This window comes from Adhaeribacter arboris (genome assembly GCF_003023845.1).
Lineage (GTDB): Bacteria > Bacteroidota > Bacteroidia > Cytophagales > Hymenobacteraceae > Adhaeribacter > Adhaeribacter arboris.
Map to the genome: position 1 here is coordinate 1,319,897 of NZ_PYFT01000001.1, position 19,625 is coordinate 1,339,521.

Below are 19,625 nucleotides of genomic sequence, written 5' to 3' on the forward strand. Positions count from 1 at the left end.
AGGTTTTACGGCTTCCTTATTATTATGGCAAATTTTATTCCTTTGTTTCCTTTAAATATTGTCGTCTACCCGGGCGAGAAAATCAATCTGCATATTTTTGAACCTCGCTACAAACAATTAATTCAAGATTGCTTTGCAACTAGTAAACCATTTGGTATTCCGGCTTTTCTCAAAAAAGGAGTCAGCGAAATTGGCACCGAAGTTCATATCAACAGCATCGACAAAACCTACGCTAGCGGCGAAATGGACATTAAATGCAAAGGCGGCAACTTGTTCCGGATAATTAATTTTTACCGCCAGTTGCCTTCTAAACTATACGCGGGCGGCGAAATAGAAATTTTAACTGATTTGGATGATGAAGATCCCATTTTAAAGGTGCAAATTCAAGAGAAGATTCAACACTTATACGAAATTTTGGGGCTGGCTACCTTGTACATTAATTTGCCGGAAAATTTTAAAATTTACGACATTGCCCACCAATTAGGATTAACCTTGGAGCAGGAATACGTATTACTCCAGTTCCGGCGCGAAAGCGAACGACAGGAAATGGTTTTAGCGCATTTAATCGCTATTTTACCAGTTGTAGAACAAACGGAACGTTTAAAAGAACGGGTAAAGCTTAACGGTCATTTTAAAAACCTTATTCCGCCCAACTTTTAACAAATTTACAAGTACATCCATAATTAAATTTGTTAAACGGAGTAATCATTGAAAGCAGTGGAATATGCATCTACCAGAATATTTTTTACCGGCTTTATTTATTCTGGTAGTTATTATCGGGTTTTACGCGTGGTACCGCGAACGGCGGCAGCGCTATAAGCCTTATATTAAACAAAAAACCACTATATTTTCTACCGAATCGTATCCGAATCAGAAGCCGCAACAGGCTATTTGCCTGATTGGCGATACGGGTAATATCACCGACTCCAATAACGACCCCATCGTTAAGCTGCTTCGAACCTGGTTAAAGGAAAACCCGTTAAATGGTACCCTCATTTTTCTGGGTGATAATATATATCCGGTTGGATTACCGCCCATCGGGCATAAAACCCGTAACATCGCGGAAAAGCGCCTGAAAGTGCAATTAGATTTGGTGCGGGAATATCCGGGTCAGGTATTTTTTATCAGCGGTAACCACGATTGGAACAAAGGCCGGGCAAATGGCTTGGAGTACGTTTTACGCCAAGAAGAATACATTACTAAATACTTAAACCGGCCTCATTGTTATTTACCTTCTGGCGGTTGTCCTGGCCCGATTGTGCGGCATTTATCCGATGATATTATGCTGATTTTTATTAATACGCAATGGTGGGTGCAGAAGGGAGTCCGGCCTTTGGGTAAATCCTTTAATTGCAGCACACATTCCGAAGCGGATTTTTTTCAACAATTAGAGGATCTCTTAGTTCTTTACCCGCATAAACAAAAAATTATTGCCGCTCATCATCCATTGTACAGCAATGCCTTACACGGCGGTAAATTTACTTTAAAACAACACGTATTTCCGTTAACGGCCGCTCACAAAAAATTTTATGTTCCATTACCGGTAGCGGGCTCTATTTACCCGGTGTACCGCAAACTCTACGGACCGGAAGAAGATATGTCGAACCCGCGCTACCGGCGCTTACGCCGGAAACTTTTACATTTGTTTCAAAAGCATAAAAACATTATTTACGCGGCCGGGCACGATCATAACTTGCAATATTTCGCGCTTAAAAACAATCATTACCTGGTAAGCGGATCCGGATCCAAAACGGCTTTTGTGCAGAGCGGCGGCCGGGCTACTTTTGTGCACGAACATAAAGGATTTTTTGTAGTAGATTATTTCGATGCGAATACTATCTGGTTGAGCGCTCTGGAACCACCCCAACCAGGTACCACCGATAAGTACAAAATAGCTTTCCGCAGAAAAATAAATATTATTTAGTTCGTCTGCTCCACCGGCACCACAACCCGCAAACTTTTGGGCAGTAGCTTTACGTCAATTTTTTTACCTAACTCTACTACTTCGCCGTCGATTTGGGCCAGGGTATCGGTATAGTTATAAATAGTGGCCGATTTACAAGACAAAATGCGCGTATACTCCGATTCTTCCGGCGTTTCGGTATATAGGTTATACATTAACTTAAAAGCCGCCATTTTCGGGAAAGATTCAATTAAACAAATTTCAAAAATACCATCGTCAATAATTCCGTGAGGATTAATTTTAACGTTACTCCCAAAAGCATTAGAATTAGTAATGGTGAGCATAAAAGCTTCGCCTTCAAATGTTTCCTGATCTGTTTCGACGCGATACTGGTGGCATTCGTAATTTAAATACTCCTGAAAGGCAATTAAGGCGTAGGTTTGCGGTCCGCGCGATTCTGCCTCACTGTAACGGGCTACTACTAAGGCATTAAACCCTAAATCGCCAATGTGAAAACAAGGATGACCGTTAAGCTCTAAGGTATCAATGGCTTTAATGGTATGGTTACTCACCAAGGCCAAAGCTTCTTCCATGTTTTGCGGAATTCCCAGATCTTTTGATAAGCCGTTACCCGAACCAAGCGGAATAATTCCCAAAGGAGTGGAAGTATGATTAACTACTTTAGCGGCTAAACCAACCGTTCCATCACCGCCCGCCGCAATAATAGCATCCGGTTCATACGTTCGCACTTGTTGCTTTAATTTGGTAAAGTCCCCTTCGCCGGTAGTTTTATATACTTTATACTTTATCTGATGTTGGTGGCAATAATCTGAAATAGCCTTTACTAAATCACCTTTATCAACATCTCCTGATATTGGATTAATTATGAATAAGAGTTTATGAAAGGACGCGTTTGCCGGCATAGTTTTTACGGATGAACAAAGTAAGTATTAATACTAATATAAAACGAATTGGTTAAAGAAGCAGCTACTTTTTGCTTGATTTAATTGTAACACAAAAATTCTTATTACTTTAAACTACGTTGAAAATTGCTTCAAAATAAAAACCGTCCTTTTTATTTTATTAAGGACGGCTTTCAGAAAATGCAGCATTCTATTTACAGAAAATTAAAATTAGGGAGTTAAACCGGAGGGCAAACCGTTCGGAAATTCCTGGGTTATGGCTTGTTCAATTTTAACGATCCGGTTCTCCGGATTAGGATGCGTCTGAAAAAACTCCGGGGTACTGGAAGCGCCTCCCCGCGAAGAAGCCAAAATATTCATCACCTCAATCATAGACCGGGGATCGTAACCGGCGGAAGTAGTAAACCGAACGGCTAAATTATCGGATTGGAGCTCATCGTCCCGGCCGTATTTCAAGGTCATCAGTTTGGCAATGGCGGCCGCAGCAATGGGGCCGGCTACACTGCGCGGATTATCCGGGTCGTAAGTAGCGACTCCGGCTGCTCCCGCTAATCCTTGGGTTAACTTGGCTTTGGCTAATTGCTGTGCCGAATGCCGCGCCACCACGTGCCCAATTTCGTGCCCCAGTACGCCTGCTACTTGTCCTTCGGTTTTTAATTTACTCAATAGTCCGGCCGTAATAAATACCTGGCCTCCCGGTAAAGCAAAAGCATTTACGGTTTGCTCATCGGCTAATAAATGAAAATCAAATTGGTAGGGAGTTTTACCGGCATCGGTTTGTTGCACAATACGTTGGCCAATTTCTTTAACCCCGGCCGCTGCCTCCTTATCGGGATGCAAGCCACCGTACTGCGCCGCCATTTGAGGAGCCGCCTGCAAGCCTAAAGCAATTTCCTGGTCAACGGTCATGTCGATGTGCTGCATTTCGCCGGTAACGGTATTTTCCTCGCGTTTGCACCAGTACGTAACCAACGAAAAGCCCGCAATTAATAAAGCAATAATGTATCTTAATCCTCCTCTCATAGTTTTATTTTTGTTTTAGACAAACCTGCCATTTTAAAAGTAGTATTATTTAGTTGCCTTTTTTCTATTAAGAATGGATGCAAAATACTCGCAACTAATGAAACAAGCGCGTTCCAAATTTATACTAGTTTTCGCCTGGTATATATCCGTATAACTCGTAAATTCTGATTACATGAACGGCTTTTGTTGAGGATAGTTTCAGGAGATGCCACAACGCTCTCCTCTCGCTTTAATCAAGAATCCTGATCATTATTTCTTACATAATTACTTGACACATAAACCATTGTATAACATTTTATTTTTCAGTAAGCTACAATATTCTACTTTGGTTCGAGTAAAAGTTGCATTACCATCCTTTCTTAAATTTAAACTTTGCGGAAAATAAATTCTGGTTTTCTGTTTAAATTAAATTTCCCTATTGGCTAATTATAAAAATAAATTCCACAAAAAAGCCATTCTGAACTAAATCAAAATGGCTGTATTTTCGGATAAAAAAGTATACTTAACTGGCGCTTAAAGCGAAAATTTGCGTCGCGAAAGAATCAATGGCCGATGCTTCGGTAAGGAAAGGAGAAGAATAGGTTTTATCGGGTCCGTAAATGTACAAACAGGTATTATTTTTAATTTTATTAACAATTGGTTGCGTTTCTTTCATTGGTAAAGCCGGACAACCTAAACTGCGGCCTAAACGGCCATATCGTTTAATAAAATCAGCACTTACATAATCGGCCCCGTGAATAACTACTGCCCGGACCAGTGCATTGGTGTTAAAGTTTTGGTCCAGACCATTTAATTTTAAAGATAAGCCGTGTTTACCCTGATAGGTTTGAGCAGTTAAATAAAAACCCAGACTACTTTTAAAAGAATTAGGTTCGTTAGAAAAAGAGCGGGCAAATTCATCGCCGGTGCCTTTCCCGTGAGCTACATACGTGTTAAAAAGTAATTTTTTCTGATGCAAGTCTATTACCCACAAACGTTTTTGCCGGCTCGATTTACTAAAATCAATAATGGTTAAAATAGGTTTGATAGAACTGCCGGGTTTATGCTGAATATTATAATAACCTACCAAAGCTTTCCGGAAGAGATTAAAATCTAATTTCGCTTTATCTAAACCCGTTTGCATAAACAAAGTATGCAAATACGTTTCGAAAGCCTGGGTTTTAACCGCCACCGATATTTCATCGGCCGCCATGTGTTTTTTAGTAAAGTTATTTTTCAGAGAAGAACCCGGCGCAAAGCTTTTGGCCGGATACCCAAAACTCACCATTAAAAAAGCGAAATAATAAATATATCTTTTAATCATTAATCGGGAATAAATTTATTTTCTGAACGACAAACGCCACTTTTTATTTAATTTGTTCCGATAAAGATGCCGAAGAAAGTTAATAAGTTTTTCCGGTGCCGTCGAAACTAGTTATTAAAAGTCGGATATTTCATGTTTTTAGCTAATCAATTAATTTGCCGCTTGTCTTTTGCTATTGTATTGTGGGGATTAGCCGCTGGCTGTAGGCCAAAAATATCTTTTCCGGATTTTAATTCCCAAGCCTGGATGAGCGATTCCTTTGCATGCCAATCCGTGCGCAGTAAAATGATTCCCGAATTAAAAAAGATTAAATCGAAACTTGAAGGATTAGCTACTACCCAAGTAATGGGAGTTTTAGGGAAACCGGACGGCGAAGCTTTACTGGCCAGTAATGAGCGGATTTATTATTATTATTTACAGCCGGGTTCCCAATGCCAGAACTCCCGCGAATTATCCACGGCCAATAAATTAATGGTGCGCTTTGACGCACTGGAAAGAGTGAAAGAAGTTTTGTTCGAACAACCCATACCTTAACGGAATCAAATAAATAAGCCGCAACTAATTGGTGGCGGCTCTATGGGGTATTCAGCTAAGATTTATACGCTAAATTTCATTAGCTTCTTTGCGCACTTTGTCTTCGCTACGAGAACGGTCGAAGTACATCATGGTAATATAGCCGGTAAAGGCACCAATCATTATTCCTAGTAGAGCATTAGCCCCGAAAAGCATTAAAGGCGATAAATTAGAGCCAAAATAATCTTGGGTCCGTAAGTCAGCCGTAAACTTCTGATCCACAAAATAAGTGTATAAGAACATAAATATGCCGTTTACTAAGGCGCTTACTAAACCAACAATAAAACCAATTCCCAGGCCGCTCAGGTAATACATGCCTTTACTTTTATGGCGCGAGTAGTAATATATAGCCATTCCAGTAGCCACAATTATAAGGAGCATACCCAGAAAACGAACCGTATCGTTGCTATCTAAGCCGATAACTTTTAAAATTAGGAAATAAACAATCATCGCTAAACCACCATAAATGCCGTAACGGATGCCGGTTTTTTCGAGGGAAGGAGTATTGGAAGCCATATGCAAAATGCTTTTATATAATTTAAGAAGCCAGCTTATCTAATACAATTAGCTGTTAGTAAAATATTATTAAACCCATTTACTTAAAACTAGCGCGGCATGTTGTGTTTTAACGCAATTTTTTATTTGGATTATTCCTAATAAAGTGCTTTTCAGGAAAATAATTAAGTTAAAGTAATCAATAAAGGTCTGTCAATTTCTTCTTATATCTTATAATTTCTATATAAAACCAAGTAGTTATTTAGTATAAAACTAAGTTTATCCTCTAAGTAAATCGGGGCAAATTCTGGATTAAGTAGATTTATTTTCGTAATTTTGCACCCGATTTTTTATTTATAAGCATTGAAAATTTATGATTAGTACTTCCAATGTAAGTTTATCTTACGGTAAGCGGACATTATTTGAAGATGTTACCATTAAGTTTGTTCCCGGCAACTGTTACGGTTTAATCGGGGCAAATGGCGCGGGCAAATCTACTTTTCTAAAAATACTTGCCGGCGAAATTGATCCCCGGACTGGTAAAGTAGAAATACCAGCGAACCAACGCATGGCGGTTTTAAAACAAAATCACTTTGAGTTTGATGAGTTTCCGGTACTTCAAACCGTAATTATGGGGCACAAACGTCTGTATGATATTATGCAGGAGAAAGATGCTATTTACGCCAAAGCTGATTTTACCGAAGAAGATGGTATCCGGGCTTCGGAATTAGAAGGTGAGTTTGCCGATTTAGAGGGTTGGAACGCCGAAAGCGACGCGGCTACCTTACTTAGTGGTTTAGGCATTGGCGAAGATTTACATTATTCTTTAGTTAAAGATTTAAGCGGTAACGAGAAAGTACGGGTTTTACTGGCGCAAGCGCTTTTTGGTAACCCGGATATTTTACTGCTCGATGAGCCTACCAACCACCTGGATGCCGAATCGATTATGTGGCTGGAAAACTTTCTGGATCAGTTTACTAACACGGTAATTGTAGTGTCGCACGACCGGCACTTTTTAGATTCGGTGTGTACCCACGTGGCCGATATTGATTTTGGAAAAATCAGTTTGTACGCCGGGAATTATACTTTCTGGTACGAGTCGAGTCAATTGGCTTCCAAACAGCGTTCCGAAGCCAACAAGAAAACCGAAGACAAACGGAAAGAACTCGAGGAATTTATTCGTCGTTTCAGCGCCAATGCTTCTAAATCCAAGCAGGCTACTTCGCGGCAGAAATTATTAAACAAACTGACCTTAGAAGATATTAAACCTTCGTCGCGCAAATACCCACACGTGCAGTTTAAGCAAGAGCGCGAAGCGGGCAACCAGTTGTTGCACCTGGAAGATATTAGTAAATCTACGGAGGATGGCACCTTGTTATTTAAAGACGTAACCTTTACGGTAGAAAAGAAAGATAAGATAGCCATTTTGGGACGCAATGATTTATCAGCTTCTACGTTCTTTAAAATATTAATGGAAGAAACTCAGCCCGATAAAGGTACTTTTAAGTGGGGAACTACTACCAACGTGGCTTTTTTTCCGAAAGATAATGCCGAATACTTTAACACCGATTTAAACCTGGTGGATTGGCTGCGGCAATACTCCGTCGAAAAAGACGAAAGCTTTATCCGCGGCTTTTTAGGCCGGATGCTGTTCTCGGGCGAAGAGTCGTTGAAAAAAGCCAATGTTTTATCGGGCGGAGAAAAAGTGCGGTGTATGTTGTCCCGGATGATGCTGCAAAGCGGTAACGTTTTAATTCTGGATGAGCCTACCAATCACTTAGACTTAGAATCGATTACGGCTTTAAACAACGGATTAAAAGATTTTGCGGGCACGGTGTTATTTGCTTCGCACGATTTACAATTTGTGGATACCATCGCCAACCGCATTATTGAATTAACGCCGAAAGGCATTATCGACAAACGAATGAGCTACGAAGAATACCTGGCGGATGAAAACATTAAGGAATTAAGACAAAAAATGTATTCGTAGTTTACTTTGTTTATGCAACCATTTATACATAAATGGCATCTACCATTAATCAGTTTCACTTAATACCACAACTTTAAAATGACTACCTTATTTATAAATAAAAAAGCTTTCGGTATATTACTGGGAGCTTTATTTTTTTATTCCGTTTCCGGAGTGCAAGCGCAGGTTAAGGATTCTACCAACCAAAAACCGGCTCTTAATAATGAATTGCCCGGAGCGCCCGTGCCGGTACCCACCCAGCCCAACTCAACATCGCCGGCTACACAGCCAACCGCTCCGGTTCAACAACCCGCGCCGCAAAAACAACCCGTTCCCAGAACCACGCAGCCCCAGCAGGATGACCAAGGTGCGCCCGTTTACCAGGCCGATCCTAATTTAGAGCCACTGCACCGGAAACCAATATCAGAAATTAATAAATCCGGGGAAGAAGCGCCCCAAACTTTCCTGGACCGGACATTTATTGGCAGTACCGGTGGAATAGGTTTTGGTTCGGATTCTTATTCGGGCTCGTACTTTAATATTAGCTTATCTCCGTTTGTAGGGTACCGGATTCTGAGCCGTTGGGCGGTAGGTCCCGGAGTTACGTATGAATACGTGGGAAGCAATGGCTATCACCTTTCTACTTACGGCGGTAAATTATTTACCCAGGTAGATTTGTTTAAAGGTATTTTGTTTCACGCCGAACATGAATTATTAAGTGTTGCCGATTTAGAATTGAATACCAGTCAGCAAATTGTAGAAACGCGTCGTAACATCAGTTCTACTTTAGCGGGCGGCGGTTATCGCCAAATGAATGGTAATTTTGGGATGGATTTATACGTCTTGTTCAACTTAAATAACGGTGTGTACCAGTACCGTTCCAACCCCGTGGTGAGAGTAGGCTTTATTTATAATTTACATTCCCGCCGTTAATCATTTACCAATTACCATTTATTAACTACCAATTATTTTTCCGGTTTGTTTTATTTACTGGATATACAACAGACCATTAATAATACCTGGTAAAAGGTAAATGGTAAATGGTATAAAAGCAAAAACCACCTGTTTTACCAGGTGGTTTTTTTATGCCAATAAGAAATTCAAATCTATCAAGCGCCCCGGATTAATCTCAGGAGAATGGCAATTACTGCTATCACCAACAGAATATGGATCAAGCCTCCTACGGCATCCGGAAAGCCCAGAAAGCCAATTAACCATAAAATAATTAACACAACGGCGATAATATACAAAGTGTTTCCCATAGTTTTTTGTTGTTTAGGTTTGTATTGGTAAAGGTTAGAGATAGATAAAAATTAAATGAAAGCATTAAGCTCTACGGATTAACCGCAAAATAACGGCAATAACCGCAATAACTAACAAAATGTGAATTAAGCCTCCCACAGCACTGGGAAAGCCTAAATAGCCAATTAGCCAAAGAATTACTAAAATTACTGCAATTACATAAAGCAAATTTCCCATAGTTTTTATTTGATATAGTTTGGTTCGGATGAATAAATTGGCTGAGTAGAATAACTCTAGAAATAGCTTTATTTATTCCGTTTTTTGTTTTTACGCACAAACATCAGAAAAGATTTATATTGGATTATTTTTTAAAATTAATGGGCAAGTACCATTTTATTTAAATTTTTGATCAAATTACTTTTATCGGTTAATTATTTTATTAAAATACCAGATAATTAGACACTTATCGCTTTTACCATTAACAATAATAGTAATATAAGATAATTCAGACCGCTAATTCAATTATTGCTATTAATTTAACTTTTTAAAGGTAAATAGCCATTAGATTAATATTATAAAATATATATTTGCATTTTTTATAAAATCCCTTTATAATTTAATTCTTATAAAAAATAATAAAAAAATTCTATGAAGAAAATTGCGGTTATTGGTTCGGGCACGATGGGAAACGGTATCGCGCATGTTTTTGCGCAGCACCAATTTAAGGTAAACCTGGTGGATATTTCAGCCGAGGCTTTACGTAAAGCGCAGCAAACTATTGCCAAAAATCTGGACCGGATGGTGGCTAAAGAACAAGTAACCCCCGCACAGAAGGAGCAAACCATTCAAAATGTTACCTTTGAAACCGATCTTGCCAACGGGGTGCAGGACGTAGACTTAGTTATTGAAGCCGCCACGGAAAATCCAGAGATAAAAAAGCAGATTTTCCGGGATTTAGAGGTAAACACCCCCCTGAAACTATTCTGGCCACAAATACTTCGTCGATTTCTATTACGCAAATTGCCTCCGTCACCAATCGTCCGGATAAAGTAATTGGGATGCATTTCATGAATCCGGTGCCGGTAATGAAGCTGGTAGAAATTATAAAAGGCTACAATACCTCCGAAGAAGTTACTCAAACTATTTTTCAGCTTTCGCATACTTTAGGTAAAACGCCGGTAGCGGTAAACGATTACCCGGGCTTTATTGCCAACCGGATATTAATGCCCATGATTAACGAAGCCATTTATAGTTTATACGAAGGAGTTGCGGGTGTTACCGAGATTGATACCGTAATGAAATTAGGCATGGCGCACCCGATGGGGCCGCTCCAATTGGCTGACTTTATTGGCTTAGATGTATGCTTGTCTATTTTAAAAGTATTGCACGAAGGTTTCGGGAACCCCAAGTACGCCCCCTGCCCTTTATTAGTGAACATGGTACAAGCCGGTCACAAAGGCGTAAAATCCGGTAATGGCTTTTATTCTTATACTCCCGGCAGCAAAGATTTAGTGGTAGCTGAGCGGTTTCGGTAGAGGCAGGTTACAAGTTGCAAGTTGCAGGTTACAAGTAGGAAGGTTTTAAAGTTGAAAGATTAGAAAGTTGAGGGTGTGGCGCAGAATTATAGGAACTAAAATTTTAAGTTTTTCCACTATGGCGCGGAAATTTCTTCCGTGACTTGCTTTTACTAATAGTTATGCCTCTCTTCGCTCTTAATCGGCACTATCTACTACTAAAGAGAGAGGCACGGAAGTAACTTCCGCGCCATAAGGAACTTTACAACCTTTCAACTTTAAAACTTTACAACCTTCCAACCAACTAAACTGCCACGCTGTTTTCGCGCAGAGCTTCGTTTAAAGAGGTTTTTAAATCGGTGCTTTCTTTCCGCTGGCCAATAATTAAAGCGCAAGGTACCTGGTAATCGCCGGCCGGGAATTGTTTGGTGTACGAACCAGGAATAACTACCGAACGCGGTGGCACATAACCATTGTAAATGACGGGTTCGGGTTGCGTTACGTCAATAATTTTAGAAGAGCCGGTAATACAAACGTTTGCGCCAACTACGGCTTCTTTGCCAATGTGGCATCCTTCCACTAAGATGCACCGGGAACCAATAAAAGCCCCGTCTTCTACAATTACCGGCGAAGCCTGCACGGGTTCCAGAACGCCGCCTAATCCTACTCCCCCACTCAGGTGCACATTCTTACCCACTTGCGCGCAAGAACCCACGGTAGCCCAGGTATCTACCATGGTACCTTCGTCCACGTAAGCGCCAATATTTATATACGACGGCATCATAATTACCCCTTTGGCCACGTAGGCGCCGTAACGGGCAATAGCGTGGGGTACCACCCGCACGCCCAACTGTTCGTAATTTTCTTTTAAAGCCATTTTATCGTGAAACTCAAATGGCCCGACTTTAATGGTTTCCATTTTCTGGATGGGGAAATACATTAAAACTGCTTTCTTAATCCATTGATTTACTTGCCATTTACCCTCACCGGTAGGTTCGGCCACCCGCATCCTTCCTTTTTCAAGATTTTCAATTACTTCGCGAATAGCATCGGTGGTTTGTGCTTCCTGCAATTTGGTCCGGTCGGTCCAGGCTTCTTCAATTAGTTGCTGCAATGTCATGTTCGTCGTATATGAGAGTATATTCGTGGCGTAAAAGTAGCAGATTCTCTCTAATGAAGAAAACCCGCATCTTACTATCTTCCGTTTTAAAGCCCGTTAATGACACCCGGATGTTCGAAAAAATCGGCGCCACTTTGGCCCGTTTACCCCACACGGAGGTCCATATTGCCGGCTTTCCGGGCGAAATTCCTTCTACCAGCGAACGCATTACCTTTCATCCATTCCATTATTTTAAAAGAATAAGCTGGGGCCGGATAAAAGTACAGTATCAGTACTGGCAATTGCTGCGGCAACTTCGGCCACAATTATTAATTATCAGTACGCACGAGCTTTTATTCATTTCTATCTTCTATAAGCTGCTCTACAGCGGAAAAATCTGGTACGATGTCCGGGAGAATTATTTTCTGAATTTAACCACTCAAAATACTTATTCCCTTTTTTCGAAATATATAGTAGCGTATATAGTCCGGATGGTAGAATATCTTACTTCTCCGTTTATAAATTATTATTTACTCGCCGAAAGAAGCTACGCTACGGAGTTGCCTTTCTTAAAAAATAAATATATCGTTCTGGAAAACAAGTTTAAGCCAAGCAAGTCCTCTGTTCCTACAAATAAAAAATTCCCGGTTCGCTTAAATTCTAAAAAAGTTAAAATGCTTTATTCGGGAACCATCTCGGAGATGTACGGCATTTTTGAAGCCGTAGAATTAGCCCGGCAATTACACCAGCAACATCCGGGCTTTTCCCTTACCATAATTGGCTATTGCGCTTTCCCGGCAACATTACAAAAGCTGCAATTCTTTATTCAGGATAAGCCTTATATTACCTTAATTGGGGGCGATCAGCTCGTGCCGCACCAACAGGTTATTCAGCATATTCAGCAAAGTGATGTTGGGTTGTTGCCTTACCAGCCCCATCCCAGCACTTTTAATTGCACTCCTACTAAATTATTCGAATACCTGGCCAATGGATTGCCCGTTTTAGTGCAGCAAAATCCCTATTGGGCAAATCGCGTACATCAGTATCAGGCAGGTATTAACCTAAATTTTCGAACATTCAATGCGCAGGATTTGATCGAACAATTGCAAAAAAAAGCATTTTTCCCGCGGGGTATTCCTACCGAAATGTTCTGGGAAACAGAGGAATCCAAATTAATTCAATTATTTACTATATCATTTTAAGATTAACTTGATAATAATATTAAATATTTTTAAAAATAATTTTAGACTTATCTAAAAATTAAAATTTTTGTTTACATTTGCTTCGAGAAAAAATACCTATGAGAAAATCTAAAATTGCAGGAGTTGGTCATTATTTACCCGAGAAAGTAGTAACCAACGCGGATTTAGAAAAAATAATGGAAACCTCAAACGAGTGGATTCTGGAACGCACCGGCATCGAAGAACGCCGCTATTTTGAACCTGGGAAAGATACTACCGCTAATATGGGAGCGAAAGCCGCCGTAAAAGCATTAGAAATGGCAGGTTTAGATAAATCGCAGTTAGACCTGATTGTATTTGCTACCTTAAGTCCGGATTATGTTTTTCCGGGTTCGGGCGTATTGTTGCAGCGCGACTTAGGTTTAAAAAATATTCCGGCAATAGATGTGCGTAACCAATGTTCCGGTTTTATTTATGCCTTATCCGTAGCCGATCAGTTTATAAAAACGGGCATGTACAACAACGTGCTGGTAGTGGGCTCCGAGATTCATTCTTCCGGATTAGATATGACTACCCGGGGCCGAGCCGTATCGGTAATTTTTGGAGATGGCGCCGGCGCCGTGGTACTTACTCCTTCCGAGGATGATACAAAAGGAATTTTATCTACGCATTTACACGCAGATGGCGAACTGGCCGAAGAATTATCTTGCCTGGCTCCCAGCAGCAACGCTCCGGAACGGCTAACGCACGAGATGATTGAAAATGCCTCTATTTATCCCATCATGAACGGGCAGACGGTATTTAAGAATGCCGTGGTACGTTTCCCGGAAGTGATTATGGAAGCCTTAAATAAAAATGGTTACCAACCAAGCGATATTGATATGCTTATTCCGCACCAGGCTAATTTGCGGATTACCTCTTTTATTCAGCAAAAAATGGGCTTACCCGCCGAAAAGGTTTTTAGTAATATTCAGCGCTATGGCAATACTACGGCCGCTTCCGTGCCCATTGCTTTAAGCGAAGCTTTGGCCCAAGGAAAAATAAAATCCGGTAACTTGGTTTGCTTGGCGGCTTTTGGCAGCGGTTTTACCTGGGCCTCTGCCCTTATCAGGTGGAACTGATTATAGTTGTTAGTTGGTGGTTGTTAGTTGTTGGTATTTAGTCTATGGTCGATAGACGATAGTCCACCGTCGACAGAATTATCAGATCACTAAACTATCAAATGCTGAATTGCTAAAAATACAACTTTACAACCTTCTAACTTTACAACGTTCTAACAACCATCAACGAACAACTAAAAAGAAGTGCTGAGTTATACCGAAGAAAATTATATTAAAACCATTTACAAGCTAGCGCAAATTGGCAATCAAGAGGTAAATACCAATGCCATTGCGGAAGGGCTGCAAACCAAAGCGGCTTCGGTGAGCGACATGCTTCGGAAGCTAAGTGGCAAAAATATTATTTATTATGTTAAGTACAAAGGAGTATCATTAACGCCGGAAGGACAGCAAATTGCCTTACAGATTATTCGTAAGCACCGGCTTTGGGAAGTTTTTCTGGTAGAAAAACTTAAATTTAATTGGGACGAGGTACACGAAGTAGCCGAAGAACTGGAACATATAACTTCTCCCCTGCTGGTACAGCGCCTGGATGAGTTTTTAGGATTCCCGAAAATAGATCCGCACGGCGATCCAATTCCAACCGCCGAAGGCATTATAGATTACCCGGACCAAGTGGTGGTAGCAAATTTGGGCCTTAATACCAGCGGGGTAGTGAGTAGCGTTAAGGATACCCAACCCCTATTTCTACAACACCTGGATAATATAGGACTATGTTTGGGTATGAAAATAACGATCGTGAATCAGATTGCTTACGATAAATCTTTGGAAATTAAACTGGATGATCATAAAACCTTATTGATTTCGCACGAAGTTGCCCGGAACATCCTGGTAATTGTTTAAATACCATGCTTTCGCACGTGGAGGAAAGTTATAATGAAAGTAATATAAATAATTCGACGAAATTAGTTTAGACTACTAATTAAGATAACTTTTTGATTTCTAAATATTTATTAGTCGAATAACGAATAACGAACAACCAATAACCAATAACTAGTTCTTACTATTAGCCTTCAAACAGCGCCATTATTATTAAGCAGTTAATTCACCAAATTACATAAAAGAATATCCTGGATTAATCATCTTTACCTTCTTGTCTATGTTAAATCAAAATACTTTACCCAGGAGTAAATCTTTAGAAGAAGTAAATGCCTCGGTAGATACCACCCACCAGAAAAGTTTTTGGCGAAAATTATTCGCTTTTATGGGACCTGCCTACCTGGTAAGTGTCGGCTACATGGACCCAGGAAACTGGGCGACCGACATTGCCGGGGGCAGTCAGTTCGGCTACAAGTTAATTTGGGTATTACTTATGTCGAACTTAATGGCGCTGCTGCTGCAAAGCTTAAGTGCGCGCCTGGGAGTAGTCCGGGGCAAAGATTTAGCCCAGGCCTCCCGCGAATCGTACCCCAAAATCATTAATATTCCGCTTTATATCTTAGCCGAAATAGCTATTGCTGCCTGCGACCTGGCCGAAGTACTGGGAATGGCGATTGGTTTACAGCTTTTGTTTGGGTGGCCGTTAATTTGGGGCGTAAGTTTAACCGTGCTCGATACCTTCCTGCTCTTATTTTTGATTAACCAAGGCATGCGCAAAATGGAAGCCTTCATTTTGGTGCTGGTGAGTATTATTGGGGGCGCTTTTGTGCTCGAAATGCTTTTTGCCAAACCGGCATTTAGCGATATTGCTTCTGGCCTAATCCCAAGTATCCCGAATAACACTGCTTTGTACATTGCCATTGGTATTATCGGCGCCACGGTTATGCCGCATAATTTGTATTTGCATTCGTCGCTGGTGCAAACGCGTAAGTTCGAACGGTCTATCGATGGAATCAGAAAGGCTATAAAATTTAATTTTATTGATTCCGCCATTGCCTTAAACCTGGCCTTGTTCGTAAACGCCGCCATCTTAATTTTAGCGGCCACCGCTTTTCATAAAAACGGCATGTTTGCGGTTGCTGAAATAAAAGATGCGCACAAATTCTTAGCTCCTTTATTGGGTACTAAATGGGCACCCATCTTATTTGCCGTCGCTTTAATTGCGGCCGGCCAAAGTTCCACGCTTACCGGTACCCTGGCCGGACAAATAGTCATGGAAGGTTATTTAAACTTGCGCATTCAACCGTGGCTCCGGCGCATGATAACCCGTTTATTGGCCGTAGGTCCGGCTTTATTTGTGATTATTTATTTCGGGGAAGAATATACGAGTAAACTACTGGTATTGAGCCAGGTAATATTAAGTATGCAATTAGGCTTTGCCGTTATTCCGCTTATTCATTTTGTCAGCAACCGAAACGGAATGGGTGAATTTGTCATCGGAACCTGGATTAAGATCGGCGCCTGGCTAGCGGCTACGGTAATCATTCTTTTAAATATCAAATTGGTTTTTGAAGAAATTTCCGGCTGGCTGGCTACAGCTTCGCATCCAACGGTTATCTGGCTCACGGCAGTTCCTTTAGCTGTAGCTGCTTTATTTTTGCTTTTGTACATAACTTTTCAACCTTTGGTGGTAAATGCTTTACGACCGCATACGGTAGCGCCGCATCACCGGGCCGTAGAATACCAGCCGCTAGCCAAACCTATTTACTCGCGCATTGCCATTACCTTAGATTTTAGCGAAGTAGATAAACACGTCATAAACAATGCTCTGGCCATCGGCAACCAAGCGGCCGAATACGTCCTCATTCATATTGTAGAAACCGCTGGAGCTTTAGTTTGGGGCGAAGACATTGAAGATTTTGAAACCAGCTCCGACCAGAAAAACCTGGATCGTTACGCCAAAGACTTGCGCGAAAAAGGGTACCGGATTAAGGTAGAATTAGGATACGGCAACCCGAAGAAATGCATTCCGAAGATTGTAAAGAACTTTGACGCCGAATTATTGGTGATGGGGTCGCACGGCCACCGTTTAATGAAAGATTTAATTTTAGGCACTACCATCGACTCGGTCCGGCACTCCGTAAAAATTCCGGTTCTGGTGGTTTAAATGGTATACTTTAAATTTTGTAGAATTCAAGATTAAACCCCCGGAACAAATACGGACTTACGGCTTGTTGCGTTAAGAATAGGTACCATTCGTTTATTCCGCTGAATACCTGGGTAAACCTTGGATTGTACCTATTCTTAAAATAATATCAACTATGCCCTTCGCCCGAATTCTGTCTTTTTTATTGCTGATTAACCTGGTGTTTACTTTTTCTACACATGCCGGTAATATGAGCAACCCTAAACCCGGTAAAGTTAAAAAAGCTACTATCCAGTGGCTTACCTTTGAAGAAGCCGTAGCTAAAAGCAAAAAAGAACCCCGTAAAATTTTTATTGACGTATACACCGACTGGTGCGGTTGGTGTAGAAAAATGGAAAAAAGTACCTTCACCGACCCAACGATTGCCGATTACGTGAATAAAAATTTTTATGCCGTACGTTTAGATGCCGAAGGAGAAACTCCCATCACGGTAAATGGCAAAATTTATAAATATAATGAGGCCAACCGTTCCCATGAGCTAGCCTTTGCTCTGCTGCAAGGACAATTAAGCTTTCCCACTACGGTGTACCTCGACGAAAATTTAAAAATGATTTCGCCGGTACCAGGCTACCTCGATGTAAAAACGTTTCGGAATATTATTACCTACTTTGGGGAAAACCATTACAAGAAAGTAACTTTCGCTCAATTTACGTCCGGACAAAAGCCAACCGGTAAATAACCAACAATCTAATCTCTAAATTGTCAACCGCATCCTATTTTTCTAATAAAGATACCATTGTAGCCGTAGCTACTGCTGCCGGAAGGGGAGCCATTGCTGTCATTCGTTTATCCGGACCGCAAGCCATTATAATTGCTCAATCCGTTTTCCGGGGCAAAGACTTACGCCAACAAGCTACTCACACCATACATTTTGGCACCATCCGCGATGGGGCCCGGTTAGTAGATGAAGTTTTAATTTCCTTGTTTTTAGCGCCTCACTCCTACACCAAAGAAAACGTGGTCGAAATTTCCTGTCATGGTTCCGACTATATCGTGCAGGAAATAATTAAGCTTTTACTAAAAAATGGTGCTCGCCTGGCCCAGGCCGGTGAATTTACCAAACGGGCTTTTTTAAACGGGCAGTTTGATTTAGCCCAGGCGGAAGCAGTAGCTGACTTGATTGCCGCCGACTCGGCGAAATCGCACGAAGTAGCTTTAAAACAAATGCGCGGCGGTTTTTCCGCCGAAATTAAAGCCCTTAGGGGGCAACTTATTCATTTTGCCTCTTTAATTGAGCTGGAACTGGATTTTGGCGAAGAAGACGTAGCGTTTGCCGATCGTTCGGCGCTTGAAAACCTGATTCACGAATTACAAAGGCTTATCCGTAACTTATTGCAATCTTTTGCTTTAGGCAATGTTATCAAGAACGGCGTCCCTACGGTTATTGTGGGCAAACCCAATGCCGGTAAATCTACTTTGCTCAACGTATTACTGAACGAAGAAAAAGCCATTGTTTCCGAAATACCAGGTACCACCCGGGATTTTATTGAAGATGAAATATCCCTTGAAGGCATTACCTTCCGGTTTATTGATACCGCCGGCCTGCGCGAAACTCAGGATAAAGTAGAAGCTATTGGGGTAGAACGCTCGCGCCAGAAAATAGAAGAAGCGGCTCTTATTATTTATTTGTTTGATGTTAATGAGCTATCCCCCGCGGAACTGGGTTCAGAACTACAAGCCTTAAATACTTCCGGCAAGCCCGTTTTAGCCGTAGCCAACAAAGTGGATTTGGCGCGTAATCTTGAACCAGCCGCTTACGAAACGGTAGTACCTGTGTTATATATTGCCGCCGCCGACAAAGTAGGTATTGAAACCCTTAAGCAAAAGTTAATTTCTACGGTAAACCAAGGTAACTTAAATACCGGTTCCAGCACCATTGTTACCAATCTTCGGCACTACGCCAGCTTAGAACAAACCAACCAAGCCCTCGATGCTGTTTTACAAGGCTTAGCTCAAGGTATCAGCGGTGATTTCCTAGCCGCCGATATCCGGCGCGCCTTATACGCCCTAGGTGAAATTACCGGTGAAATTACTACGGATGATTTGCTGGAAAATATTTTTAGTAAGTTTTGCATTGGAAAGTAATTTTGACATACAGGATAAAAAACTCCTGGATAATAATACCTGAATGAATCGTATTTCCTAAGTTGTCCTTTAAAAATAAAACATTGCTTTTTAAACACTTACATTTAATTACTTTATTTAATTGAACCATAGGTCAAAAAAGGACGAAAAAGAAATTTATAGGGTTCACTTA

The 19,625-nt window shown here is 41.0% G+C and carries 18 protein-coding genes and 1 pseudogene; 12 read left to right on the forward strand and 7 right to left on the reverse strand.

Translation table 11 applies throughout. The features are described from left to right. Positions 1-24: 24 nt before the first annotated feature. Positions 25-660 (forward strand): LON peptidase substrate-binding domain-containing protein, encoded by a 636-nt coding sequence (locus tag AHMF7605_RS05570; RefSeq protein WP_106927253.1) that lies wholly within the window; start codon positions 25-27, stop codon positions 658-660. Between the two features lie 64 nt (positions 661-724). Continuing rightward, positions 725-1,924: a metallophosphoesterase gene (locus tag AHMF7605_RS05575; protein ID WP_106927255.1), complete on the forward strand. Its 1,200-nt coding sequence runs from the start codon at positions 725-727 to the stop codon at positions 1,922-1,924. On the opposite strand, the gene AHMF7605_RS05580 is transcribed toward AHMF7605_RS05575, so the two are convergent. The 3 genes from AHMF7605_RS05580 to AHMF7605_RS05590 all read right to left on the reverse strand — a co-directional run bounded on the left by AHMF7605_RS05580 (position 1,921) and on the right by AHMF7605_RS05590 (position 5,152). Next, entirely contained in the window at positions 1,921-2,826 is a 906-nt protein-coding gene (locus AHMF7605_RS05580; RefSeq protein WP_106927257.1) for a diacylglycerol/lipid kinase family protein, read from the reverse strand. The genes AHMF7605_RS05575 and AHMF7605_RS05580 overlap by 4 nt on opposite strands. Positions 2,827-3,036: 210 nt before the next feature. After that, on the reverse strand, positions 3,037-3,849 hold the full coding sequence (locus tag AHMF7605_RS05585; protein WP_106927259.1) for a M48 family metalloprotease: 813 nt from the start codon (positions 3,847-3,849) through the stop codon (positions 3,037-3,039). Between the two features lie 502 nt (positions 3,850-4,351). Continuing rightward, positions 4,352-5,152 carry a murein L,D-transpeptidase catalytic domain family protein gene (locus tag AHMF7605_RS05590; protein WP_233218954.1) on the reverse strand — a complete coding sequence of 267 codons (801 nt, stop codon included), beginning with the start codon at positions 5,150-5,152 and terminating at the stop codon, positions 4,352-4,354. A gap of 132 nt (positions 5,153-5,284) precedes the next feature. On the opposite strand from AHMF7605_RS05590, the gene AHMF7605_RS05595 reads away from it, so the two are divergent. Further along, entirely contained in the window at positions 5,285-5,686 is a 402-nt protein-coding gene (locus AHMF7605_RS05595) for an acyl-CoA dehydrogenase family protein (RefSeq protein ID WP_106927261.1), read from the forward strand. A gap of 69 nt (positions 5,687-5,755) precedes the next feature. On the opposite strand, the gene AHMF7605_RS05600 is transcribed toward AHMF7605_RS05595, so the two are convergent. After that, positions 5,756-6,241 carry a DUF4199 domain-containing protein gene (locus AHMF7605_RS05600; RefSeq protein WP_106927263.1) on the reverse strand — a complete coding sequence of 162 codons (486 nt, stop codon included), beginning with the start codon at positions 6,239-6,241 and terminating at the stop codon, positions 5,756-5,758. 352 nt (positions 6,242-6,593) lie between these two features. Between AHMF7605_RS05600 and AHMF7605_RS05605 the strand changes: the two genes are divergently transcribed. Further along, positions 6,594-8,210 carry an ABC-F family ATP-binding cassette domain-containing protein gene (locus AHMF7605_RS05605; protein WP_106927264.1) on the forward strand — a complete coding sequence of 539 codons (1,617 nt, stop codon included), beginning with the start codon at positions 6,594-6,596 and terminating at the stop codon, positions 8,208-8,210. 78 nt (positions 8,211-8,288) lie between these two features. Further along, positions 8,289-9,122, forward strand: coding sequence for a hypothetical protein (locus AHMF7605_RS05610; RefSeq protein ID WP_106927266.1), 834 nt, complete (start codon positions 8,289-8,291; stop codon positions 9,120-9,122). A 176-nt stretch (positions 9,123-9,298) separates the two neighbouring features. Here AHMF7605_RS05610 and AHMF7605_RS05615 read toward each other — a convergent pair whose 3' ends face one another. Together AHMF7605_RS05615 and AHMF7605_RS05620 are read right to left on the reverse strand one after the other, a co-directional pair. After that, complete coding sequence (locus AHMF7605_RS05615; protein ID WP_106927268.1) at positions 9,299-9,451, reverse strand: lmo0937 family membrane protein; 153 nt, start codon at positions 9,449-9,451, stop codon at positions 9,299-9,301. Between the two features lie 64 nt (positions 9,452-9,515). Next, positions 9,516-9,668, reverse strand: a complete 153-nt coding sequence (locus tag AHMF7605_RS05620; protein ID WP_106927270.1) for a lmo0937 family membrane protein — start codon at positions 9,666-9,668, stop codon at positions 9,516-9,518. A 411-nt stretch (positions 9,669-10,079) separates the two neighbouring features. Here AHMF7605_RS05620 and AHMF7605_RS05625 point away from each other — a divergent pair. Beyond that, positions 10,080-10,966 (forward strand): annotated as a pseudogene (locus AHMF7605_RS05625) (3-hydroxyacyl-CoA dehydrogenase family protein). 283 nt (positions 10,967-11,249) lie between these two features. Here AHMF7605_RS05625 and AHMF7605_RS05630 read toward each other — a convergent pair. After that, a complete protein-coding gene (locus AHMF7605_RS05630) occupies positions 11,250-12,065 on the reverse strand; it encodes a 2,3,4,5-tetrahydropyridine-2,6-dicarboxylate N-succinyltransferase (protein WP_106927272.1) in 816 nt (271 codons plus the stop codon). Between the two features lie 53 nt (positions 12,066-12,118). Between AHMF7605_RS05630 and AHMF7605_RS05635 the strand changes: the two genes are divergently transcribed. The 6 genes from AHMF7605_RS05635 (at position 12,119) to mnmE (ending at position 19,453) form a co-directional block, all read left to right on the forward strand. Beyond that, positions 12,119-13,246, forward strand: coding sequence for a glycosyltransferase (locus tag AHMF7605_RS05635; protein WP_158267455.1), 1,128 nt, complete (start codon positions 12,119-12,121; stop codon positions 13,244-13,246). A 98-nt stretch (positions 13,247-13,344) separates the two neighbouring features. Further along, positions 13,345-14,346, forward strand: coding sequence for a 3-oxoacyl-ACP synthase III family protein (locus AHMF7605_RS05640; protein ID WP_106927274.1), 1,002 nt, complete (start codon positions 13,345-13,347; stop codon positions 14,344-14,346). A gap of 183 nt (positions 14,347-14,529) precedes the next feature. Then, positions 14,530-15,186 (forward strand): metal-dependent transcriptional regulator, encoded by a 657-nt coding sequence (locus tag AHMF7605_RS05645; protein WP_106927276.1) that lies wholly within the window; start codon positions 14,530-14,532, stop codon positions 15,184-15,186. Positions 15,187-15,442: 256 nt separating this feature from the next. Beyond that, positions 15,443-17,329 carry an Nramp family divalent metal transporter gene (locus AHMF7605_RS05650; protein WP_106927278.1) on the forward strand — a complete coding sequence of 629 codons (1,887 nt, stop codon included), beginning with the start codon at positions 15,443-15,445 and terminating at the stop codon, positions 17,327-17,329. Positions 17,330-17,483: 154 nt separating this feature from the next. Further along, positions 17,484-18,047: a thioredoxin family protein gene (locus tag AHMF7605_RS05655; protein WP_233218955.1), complete on the forward strand. Its 564-nt coding sequence runs from the start codon at positions 17,484-17,486 to the stop codon at positions 18,045-18,047. Between the two features lie 20 nt (positions 18,048-18,067). Next, positions 18,068-19,453: a tRNA uridine-5-carboxymethylaminomethyl(34) synthesis GTPase MnmE gene (mnmE, locus tag AHMF7605_RS05660; RefSeq protein ID WP_106927281.1), complete on the forward strand. Its 1,386-nt coding sequence runs from the start codon at positions 18,068-18,070 to the stop codon at positions 19,451-19,453. Positions 19,454-19,625 lie beyond the last annotated feature (172 nt).